General features: G+C 46.2%; 1 protein-coding gene. It reads left to right on the top strand.

What is annotated here, in order from left to right; genetic code table 11:
• A partial coding sequence (locus AB4323_RS24275) for a hypothetical protein (protein ID WP_372153526.1) occupies positions 1-819 on the top strand: 819 nt, incomplete at both ends.

Here is an 819-nt window from a genome sequence, read left to right as displayed (position 1 = left end):
TTGAGTCGTTCCGTATCGAGCCAACAGAGTTCAATACTCTAGGTACGTTAACGTCAAACAACTTGGCGGTTCAGCTAAAAGAAGATCCTAACAGTGCTGGCGATTACATCGGTTTTGTTAAAGACGCGTCGGATGTTGAAACCAACGTCTTTACCGTTACCTTCTCTGGTACAAATCTAGGTCAATACACATTTACGTTACTTGAAGCGCTTGACCACGAAGATGGTCTGGTGAATAACAGTTTGAGCTTTGACCTGCCTGTTTATGCAGTAGACAGCGATGGCGATGATTCTTTGGTTTCTCAGTTAAATGTAACCATCGGTGATGATGTTCAAATCATGCAGGATGGTACGTTAGATATCACTGAGCCAAATCTTGCAGACGGCACAATCACAACCAGTACCATTGATGTGATGCCAGAGCAGAGTGCTGATGGCGCGACCATTACTGAGTTTACTTACGATGGTGGGACTCCACTGACGCTTAACCAAGCTGATACCGGTGAGCAAGAGTTTATCTTCACTGAAGGCTCTCTGTTTATCACCCTTGAAGGTGAAGTACGCTTCGAACCAAACCGCAATCTAGACCACACGGTTAGCGAAGACATCGTCAAATCGATTATCGTGACCTCAAGCGATGGCGATGTGGATGTTGAAACGGCGACGGTTGTTCTGACCATTACCGATGGTGATATTCCAACCATCGAATCCGTACCAAGCGTGACGCTATCAGAAACACAACTTTCTGATGGCTCGACACCAAGCGGCAGTGCGGTGAGTCAAACCGAGACTATCTCGTTTACCAACCAAAGTGATGATG

The organism is Vibrio sp. 10N.261.52.C11 (assembly GCF_041471405.1).
In the GTDB taxonomy this organism is placed as follows: domain Bacteria; phylum Pseudomonadota; class Gammaproteobacteria; order Enterobacterales; family Vibrionaceae; genus Vibrio; species Vibrio crassostreae_C.
Note: the sequence above shows the minus strand (reverse complement) of the source record. Positions and strands in the feature narration are given on the sequence as shown.